The sequence below is a fragment of the Actinomadura sp. HBU206391 genome (assembly GCF_014323665.1).
Lineage (GTDB): Bacteria > Actinomycetota > Actinomycetes > Streptosporangiales > Streptosporangiaceae > Actinomadura_C.
Genome location: NZ_JABVEB010000234.1, coordinates 1 through 8,183, shown reverse-complemented (window position 1 = coordinate 8,183; position 8,183 = coordinate 1). Strand labels below are relative to the sequence as shown.

Below are 8,183 nucleotides of genomic sequence, written 5' to 3'. Positions count from 1 at the left end.
CAGACGAGGGCGCCGGCGATGTCCCAGCGGTCCGGGTGGAAGCCGTCCATGACCACGCCCCAGGCCAGCGCGCCGGCGACGAAGACACCGCCGTACGCGGCGAGGACGCGGCCGAAGTGCACCTCGGTCTGCAGCGTGGCCACGAAGCCGTAGAGGCCCAGGGCGACGACGCCCGCACCGATCCAGGCGAGCCCGCGATGTTCGCGTACGCCCTGCCAGACCAGCCACGCGCCGCCGATCTCGGCGACGGCGGCGAGGACGAAGAGCAGCAGGGAGCGCGTGACGGTCACCGCATGACCGTAGCGAACCGTCGTGCGGGTGTTCTCGTGAGCGCGGCCATGTCCGGCCGATCGCGTCCCGAGGCCGCGCAATGCCTTCCGTAGAGCCATATATCGGGCTAAGTTCCGAGATTCGTGCATTTCGGGGGATGTCCATGGCCTCAACCGAAGGAAGCGATGATGCCCCTTCTTCTTCGCCGCCGGGGTGTTCTCCGTGCCGCAGCCGCGGCCACGGCGATCGCCCTGCCGCTGGCTCTCGCATCCCCCGCCGACGCCGACCCGAGCGTCGGCGCGCAGCAGGCCGCGCTCAAGTCGATCAAGGCCCCCGGCGTCAAGGGGCACCTCCGGGCGCTGCAGTCCATCGCCGACGCCAATGGCGGCACGCGGGCGTCCGGCACACCCGGCTACGCGGCATCGCGTGACTACGTGGTCGGCAAGCTCAAGAAGGCCGGCTACAAGGTCACCGTCCAGCCGTTCCAGTTCCCGTACTTCCAGGAGAACTCCACGGGAGTGCTGAACCAGATCTCGCCGGACGCCAGGACCTACACGCCGACGCCGCCCGACGGCAGCGTGGTGGGCGAGTTCGCGACGATGACGTACTCGGGTTCCGGCGACGTCACCGGCACGGTGCAGGCTGTCGACCTCACACTGCCGCCCACCCCGGAACCGAGCTCGACCAGCGGTTGCGAGACGGCGGACTTCGCCGGTTTCACCGCGGGCAACATCGCGCTGCTCCAGCGCGGCACCTGCACCTTCGAGATCAAGGCGACGAACGCCCAGGCCGCCGGCGCCTCCGCTGTGATCATCATGAACGAGGGTCAGCCGGGCCGCGACGAGACCCTGCAGGGCACGCTCGGCCAGCCCAACTTCACCGTCCCGGTGGTGGGCGTCAGCTTCGTGGTCGGTGAGGACCTCGCGTCTCCCGCCGGCACGGTCGTACGGGTCAAGACCGACACCACCAGCGAGAACCGCACCACCTACAACGTGATCGCCGACTCGAAGTGGGGCCGGGGCGACCGGCTGGTCATGGGCGGTGCCCACCTCGACAGCGTCCCCGCGGGGCCCGGCATCAACGACAACGGCTCCGGCAGCGCCGCGCTGCTCGAGCTCGCCACCCACGTCGGCAACCTGCCCACGAAGAACAAGCTGCGCTTCGCCTGGTGGGGCGCCGAGGAGCTCGGGCTGCTCGGTTCGGTCCACTACGTCGCCGGCCTGTCGGCCGCCGAGCAGGCCAAGATCAAGCTGTACCTCAACTACGACATGGTCGCTTCGCCGAACTACGCCTTCAAGATCTACGACGGTGACGACTCCGACGCGACCGGCGCCCCCGCGGGCCCGCCCGGATCCGACGAGATCGAGAAGACCTTCGAGAAGTACTTCGACACGCTGAGGATCGGGCATGTCGGCACCGACTTCGACGGCCGCTCCGACTACGGGCCGTTCATGGACGCGGGCATCCCCTCCGGTGGCCTGTTCACGGGCGCCGAGGGCATCAAGACGCCCGAGGAGGCCGCCATGTTCGGCGGCACCGCCGGCGAGGCCTACGACCACTGCTACCACCAGGCCTGCGACACGATCTCGAACATCAACGACAAGGCGCTTGCGGTGAACACCGGCGCGATGGCGCACTCGGCGCTCGTCTACGCCTACAGCAGCGACCTGCCCGGTCCTGACGTACGCCCGGCCCCCGCGGCGAACCGCACCGCCAAGGCCGCCGCCCACGACCACGGAGGACTGACGAAGTAGCAGCGGGTCGGCTCGGCTCGGCTTGTGGTGTGTTCGGTGGCCCTGGGAGGGGCCACCGAACACACCGTTGTTCGTTAGGGACGTCGTTGCGGCGCGGCCGGCCGGCTACTCGTCGGCCGGGATGGTGAGGCGGTCGAGGCGCAGGCCGCCGAAGGCGTCGGCGGTGACGCCGCGGATCCGCTCCGACCACACCAGATGGTCGTGGCCGTACCAGAGCGGGGTGACCGGCAGATCGCGCAGCAGGGAGCTCTCGGCGAGACGGGCCGGAACGACGCCCTCCTCGGGGGTCGCCGCCTTCTCCGCGTCGGCGATGAGGCCGGCGGGGTCGGCCGCGCGGTAGCCGGTCGGCACCCGCATCAGGGGCGCCAGGGCGGCGACCGGGCTCGGATAGCCGGCCGCCGAGTGCACGATGAACGGCCCGTCGACCCGCTCGTCCGCCAGGGCCTTGCGATACTCCGCGGTGGGCAGGGCCTGCAGTCGCACGTCGAGCTTCAGCGCGTCGCGCAACTGCTGGGCGACGGCCCGGGCCGCGGGCCCGTCGGCGGCGTCGGACCAGAGGGTGACGGGTCCGGTCAGCCCGCCAGCGTCCGCCAGCGCCGCCGCCGCGGCCGCGGGGTCGTGCACGCACATCCGGCACTGGCCGTCGCGGCGGCCGAGCGTGATGCCGGCCGGCACCAGCGACGTTGCGGGCGAGGCCTGCTGTCCGAGGGCCTTGTCGGCGACGGCGCTCCGGTCGACGGCCATCGACAGCGCCTGCCGCAGCGTCACCGAGGCGAACCGCTCGTCCCGCAGGGGAAAGGCGAGGTAGGTCATCTCCCGGCCCGCGACCACCACGTGCCGGCTGCGGAAGTCGGTCTCCATGGACCCGTGCCGTTCGGCCGGCACCCGGGTGGCGACGTCGAGGTCACCCGCCTGCGCGGCCGCGTACTGCCGCGCCGCGTCCATCGCCTTCACCACGATCGGCCGGTCCTCCTGCTTCGCGCCGACCCGTACGAGCGTGGTCTCGCGCGAGTCATGGGCCCGCACGCGATAGGGGCCGTTGCCGATCGGCAGCCGATCGTAGGACCGCCAGTCACGCGAGCGCAGGACGCCGTCCGGCAACGGCAGGAAGGCCGGATCGCCCAGCAGTGAGGGGAACCCGGTCAGCGGGCGGTCGAGGGTCACCCGCAGGGTCCGGTCGTCGATCGTGGCGAGGCCTTCGACGCGTCCCGTCTCGGCTGCCCTGGCCGCGCCCTTCACCCGCGCGACCTCGGTGAACAGCCGCGCCCCGTGCCATCCCTCGCGCAGCACGGCCGTCCACGCGCCCGCGAACGAGTCCGCCGTCACCGCCGACCCGTCGTGGAACCTGCCGCCCGCCCTGAGACGTACGGTCCACACCCGCCGGTCGTCGCTGGTGATCGACTCGGCCGCCGCACCGATCGCCGCCCCGGTGCGCGGATCGTAGGACACGAGGCCGGTCCAGACCGCACCCGCGATCATCCGGCCGGTGGGGTCGCGCACGTCGCCGGGGATCAGCGTCGCCGGCGCCTGCGCGCCCACCGAGATGCGGCGATCCTGCTGCCCGCTCCACGCCCGCACGGCGACGACCGGGCCCACGAGCATCACCACCGCGCCTGTGACCAGCGCGACCGTCCGCGTGGTGGTCTTCACGGGCCTCCCAGGGGTGCGACTCGGGCGACGCCGGTGAGCGTACGGCACCGTGGCCGGTCACGGAAGATCTCCGCTGGGTGGCGGCCGGCCGTCCCACCGCTCACCTGCCGTCCGTGCATCACCTCACAGATGCCGTACGGATTTTTGGCACTCGTCGCCGGTGAGCACCGCGGGTTCCGCGTCGACACTGGGCGCGGCGATGATCCGCGCGAAGTGGAGGCGTGATGTCCCCCCGTACCGTCGTGAGGCGTGCCCTTTTCAGCAGTGTCGCGGCCGGCGCGGCGCTGGTCCTGACCGCCGGTACGGCCTGGGCGTGCCCGCCCGAGCCGGGTGCCCAGCAGACGCGGACGCAGGGCGTGCCGCAGGCGCAGGGCGAGGGCCGTGACCTCGGGACCCACGCGGGACACCTCCGGCGCGACGTGGGCAAGACCTCGGCCCAGGTGTCCGAGGCGGTCAAGGGCGTCCAGCGGGTGGGCACGGTGCCCGACGCCAAGGACGCCACGTCGCTGGTGTTCATGGACTACGGCAAGGGGCGGCACAAGCGCACCGTGATGTACGCCTCCGGCCGGTTCGGGCTCAAGGCCTACGACATCACCGCCGACCCCGCCAACCCCAGGTTGGTCGGCGAGTTCAGCCTGCCCGGCTTCTGGCAGGGCGAGGACACCGAGGCCGACCACAAGCGCAAGATCATCTATCTGTCGCGGGATCCGCGCGCGTACGGCGGCACCACCGACACCGGCGAGTCCGGGGTCTATGTCGTCGACGTCGCCAAGCCCGAGAGCCTCAAGCAGATCGCCTACCAGGTCATCCCGGCCGGGCACACCACGTCGTGCGTCAACGACTGCCAGTACCTGTGGACCGGCGGGCCGGCCAAGGCCACCTGGATGCCCGCCGACTGGGGCGGCCGCCCGGTGTGGGTCACCGACGTGCGGAACCCGCGTAAGCCGAAGGTGTTCCCGAACCCGATCGACACCGGCCGCAACGACGGCCGGACCGACTACACCCACGACATCCAGGTCGACTCAAGCGGGGTGGCGTGGGCGTCCGGTCGTGGCGGTGTGCGCGGCTATCACACCAGCGGCCTGCACTACGACCCGGTGAAGAAGCGACTGCGCAAGGCGACCGCGTGGGACCCGGTGCCCTACGCGGGCGGGGGCATCGACGAGGCCACCACCAACTCGTCGTTCATGCACAACAGCTTCCGGGCCGTCGGGCGCACCCGAGGCCAGGGGGCCGACCCGAAGAAGTGGGGCGACGGCCAGGTCCTCGTCGTGACCGAGGAGACCTTCAACGACGGCTGCGCCAACGACGGGCTGACCGTGATCGCCTCGCTCAAGGGGTCGTACGGCGGTCAGGGCTGGCGTTCCACGCCGGAGAACCCGTACCGGCTCCGGACGCTCAGCACCTGGGGCGTGGCCGGCCAGGAGGGCAGCCGCACCGACACCGACGACTGTTCGGCGCACTACTTCGACGTCAAGGACGGCGTGGTCGCGCAGGCCTTCTACTCACAGGGCACCCGGTTCCTGGACATCAGCGACCCGACGAACCCGCGGCAGATCGCCTACTACCGGCCGGACGACGCGAGGGCATGGGCGGCGTACTTCCACGGCGACCACGTTTACGTCGCCGACAACGTGCGCGGCATCGACGTCCTCAAGACCACCTTCCGCTGACCGCGCCCGGACGCACCACTCACCCGTGATCATGCAGTTGTTCGCCGGCCGAGCCCGGGCAGCGCGAACAACTGCATGATCACGGCTGAGTTTGGGGTGCCGGTCAGAGGGCGACGAAGGTGAGGCCGCGCTGTTTCAGGACCGGGATCACGCGGCGCAGGGCGTGGACGGTGCCGGAGCGGTCGCCGCCGCCGTCGTGGCAGAGGAGGACGTCGCCGGCCTTCGCGCCCAGCAGCTTGCTCTCGATGCTGCGGGCGCCGGGCTGGGTCCAGTCACGGGTGTCGACCTCCCAGTCGATGTTCACCATGCCGTGCTCTGCGGCGGTGTCCATGATCCGTGCGGTCCAGGCCCCGCCGGGCGCCCGGAACCATCTCGGGGTGACGCCGGTGGTCTGGGCGATCCGGTCGCGCGCGCCGCCGATCTCCTCCCGTATCCGTGCCGGGGAGGACCCCGGCAGATCCATCGGATGGGTCACGGTGTGGTCGGCGATCTGGTGTCCCGCCGCCACCATGCGCTGCACCAGTGCCGGGAACTCCTTGACCTGCTCTGCGACGACGAAGAACGTCGCGGGCACGCCGAACTCGGCGAGCAGGTCCAGCACCATCGGCGTCCATCTGCGGTCCGGGCCGTCGTCGATGGTCAGCGCCACCGCGTTCGGTGGAGCGGCCGGCGTCACGTCGTGCAGAGTGTGCACCGGCCGGCGCAGCGCCCGCATCGGCCGTCCGCGCGCGTAACCGGGGTCGGGACGGGTGCGTCGTGACGTGCGGAACTCGGTCTTCGCCCGATGCTCGCCCGGCCGTGCGGGGCGCATGGGCTCAGGTGCCGAGGCCGCCAGCACTCCGGCGCCGACGGCGGCGAACGTCACCAGCGCGTGTCGTCTGTCCAGGTTCCCCACGACGTCCCCCGACCTCGATCCAGTCGCCGGGCGGTTCGGCCCTACGGCGCCACCCGCCCGTGGCCGAAACAGCCAGCTCCGGCCGCTAGGTCGAGGCATACCCAGGGATGTCTCGGGCGCAAGGCGGACCAAGGGCGAGTCTCCGTCCCTTCCTCGCCAAGCCGGGGTGAAAAGGGTCAAGCCCTCGAATGCCACCAGTGTCGCCATCGCCTCGGCGCGGCCGGTCCTGGCGCGAACGGGCACCGTGTCGCCGTCGCCGTCGCCGTCGCCGTCGCCGTCGCCGTCGCAGGTCCCGAGGTATCCGGGCGCCGCGGTAGGGAATACAGCCATTGATCGGATCGTTTCCAACGCCCGTGAGGTTCACCGTTGTGCACACGTGGTTGGTGGGCCGGCGCTACGTGGATCTGTGCCGCCTGGCCGGAGTGCTTTGTTGATCGACCGGTCCACCGACCGGTCTTACGAGCCATCCCCGCCCGGCCGTCCCGGCCTTCTCCCATCCTCGCCGTCACGGCCATGACGTGACGGCCGCAAACCATGGAGAAACACCTCGTGAGTCGCACCGTAACCCCCTGGAAGTGGCCCTTCGGGGCACAGGTCCTGGTCGCCGTCGTGCTCGGCGTCGCACTCGGATTCATCGCCCGCAACGCCGACATCGCCTGGCTCACCACGACCCTGACGAAGATCGGCGAGATCTTCGTACAACTCCTGAAGCTGGCCGTGCCGCCCCTGGTCTTCACGGCGGTGGTGCTCAGCGTCACCAACCTTCGCAACGTCTCCAATGCCGCCCGGCTGGTGGGGCGCACCGTCGGCTGGTTCATGGCGACGTCGCTCATCGCCGTCGCCGTCGGCATCGTCATCGGCCTGATCACCAACCCGGGACGGGGCGTCCACCTTGAGCTCTCGGGTGCGGCGGCCCCGGACGCTGAGCACCGCGGCACGTGGCTGGACTTCCTCACCGGCATCATTCCGAAGAACGTCTTCACCGCCTTCTCCGAGGTCAACGTCCTGCAGATCGTCTTCCTCGGCATCGTGATCGGCGCCGCCGCGGTCGCGATCGGCGACAAGGCCGAGCCGTTCCTCGAACTGAACCGGGCCGTTCTCGAACTCGTGCAGAAGGCGCTCTGGTGGGTGATCCGGCTCGCTCCGCTGGGAACCCTCGGCCTGATCGGCAAGGCGGTCGCGAGCTACGGCTGGGACCTGCTGTCCCCGCTCGCCAAGTTCACCGTCGACGTGTACGTCGGTTGCGCCATCGTCCTGTTCGTCGTCTACCCGCTGCTGCTCGCCCTCGTGGGCCGGGTCAGCCCGGTGCGGTTCTTCGCCAAGGCATGGCCGGCGCTGGAGCTGGCGTTCGTCTCCCGGTCCTCGGTCGGCACCATGCCGCTCACCCAGCGGGTGACGACAGAGCGCCTGGGCGTCTCCAAGGAGTACGCCTCGTTCGCGGTGCCGTTCGGCGCGACCACGAAGATGGACGGCTGCGCCGCCGTCTACCCCGCACTGGCCGCGATCTTCGTCGCGCAGGTGTTCAACGTCTCGCTCGGCGTCAAGGAGTATCTGCTGATCGCGCTCGTGTCCGTGGTCGGCTCGGCCGCGACCGCCGGCCTCACGGGTGCCCTGGTCATGCTGACGCTGACGCTGAGCACGCTGGGGCTGCCGCTGGAGGGCGCCGGTCTGCTGCTGGCGATCGACCCGATCCTCGACATGATGCGGACGGCGACCAATGTCGCGGGGCAGATGGTCGTGCCCGTCCTCGTCGGCCGCTCCGAGAACCTGCTCGACGAGGACGTCTACAACGCGCCGGCCGGCCCTCTGGTCGAGCGGCCGTCGGCGCCGCGTGGCGAGCCCGTACCGGCATAAGCGGAATCGCGAATCGGCGAATCGGCGCAGGGCGACAGGAATCGCCCTGCGCCGGCTCGCCATGATGGCTTCGAGACGAATTCGTTC

7 protein-coding genes are annotated in these 8,183 nt (G+C 70.8%); 4 read left to right on the top strand and 3 right to left on the bottom strand.

The window, feature by feature from the left end:
- On the bottom strand, positions 1–290 hold a 290-nt coding region (locus HKK72_RS32375; RefSeq protein ID WP_187238238.1), incomplete at its 3' end, for a YnfA family protein.
- Between the two features lie 165 nt (positions 291–455).
- Between HKK72_RS32375 and HKK72_RS32370 the strand changes: the two genes are divergently transcribed.
- Positions 456–2,024, top strand: a complete 1,569-nt coding sequence (locus HKK72_RS32370) for a M28 family metallopeptidase (RefSeq protein ID WP_261987423.1) — start codon at positions 456–458, stop codon at positions 2,022–2,024.
- Between the two features lie 105 nt (positions 2,025–2,129).
- Here the strand turns inward: HKK72_RS32370 and HKK72_RS32365 are convergent, their stop codons facing one another.
- Positions 2,130–3,674, bottom strand: coding sequence for an ABC transporter substrate-binding protein (locus HKK72_RS32365; RefSeq protein ID WP_187238237.1), 1,545 nt, complete (start codon positions 3,672–3,674; stop codon positions 2,130–2,132).
- A 224-nt stretch (positions 3,675–3,898) separates the two neighbouring features.
- On the opposite strand from HKK72_RS32365, the gene HKK72_RS32360 reads away from it, so the two are divergent.
- Positions 3,899–5,347 (top strand): LVIVD repeat-containing protein, encoded by a 1,449-nt coding sequence (locus HKK72_RS32360; protein ID WP_187238236.1) that lies wholly within the window; start codon positions 3,899–3,901, stop codon positions 5,345–5,347.
- Between the two features lie 103 nt (positions 5,348–5,450).
- Here HKK72_RS32360 and HKK72_RS32355 read toward each other — a convergent pair whose 3' ends face one another.
- Positions 5,451–6,242, bottom strand: coding sequence for a polysaccharide deacetylase family protein (locus HKK72_RS32355; RefSeq protein WP_187238235.1), 792 nt, complete (start codon positions 6,240–6,242; stop codon positions 5,451–5,453).
- Between the two features lie 353 nt (positions 6,243–6,595).
- On the opposite strand from HKK72_RS32355, the gene HKK72_RS42965 reads away from it, so the two are divergent.
- The gene (locus tag HKK72_RS42965) at positions 6,596–6,676 is read left to right on the top strand and encodes a putative leader peptide (protein WP_410050363.1); all 81 of its coding nucleotides are present in this window, start codon (positions 6,596–6,598) and stop codon (positions 6,674–6,676) included.
- Between the two features lie 115 nt (positions 6,677–6,791).
- Entirely contained in the window at positions 6,792–8,096 is a 1,305-nt protein-coding gene (locus HKK72_RS32350; protein WP_315987564.1) for a dicarboxylate/amino acid:cation symporter, read from the top strand.
- Positions 8,097–8,183 lie beyond the last annotated feature (87 nt).

Excerpts from the sequence above, each read along its gene's own strand:
- HKK72_RS32370 (WP_261987423.1), top strand. The coding sequence starts at position 456 with ATGATGCCCCTTCTTCTTCGCCGCCGGGGTGTTCTCCGTGCCGCAGCC.
- HKK72_RS32360 (WP_187238236.1), top strand. The coding sequence starts at position 3,899 with ATGTCCCCCCGTACCGTCGTGAGGCGTGCCCTTTTCAGCAGTGTCGCG.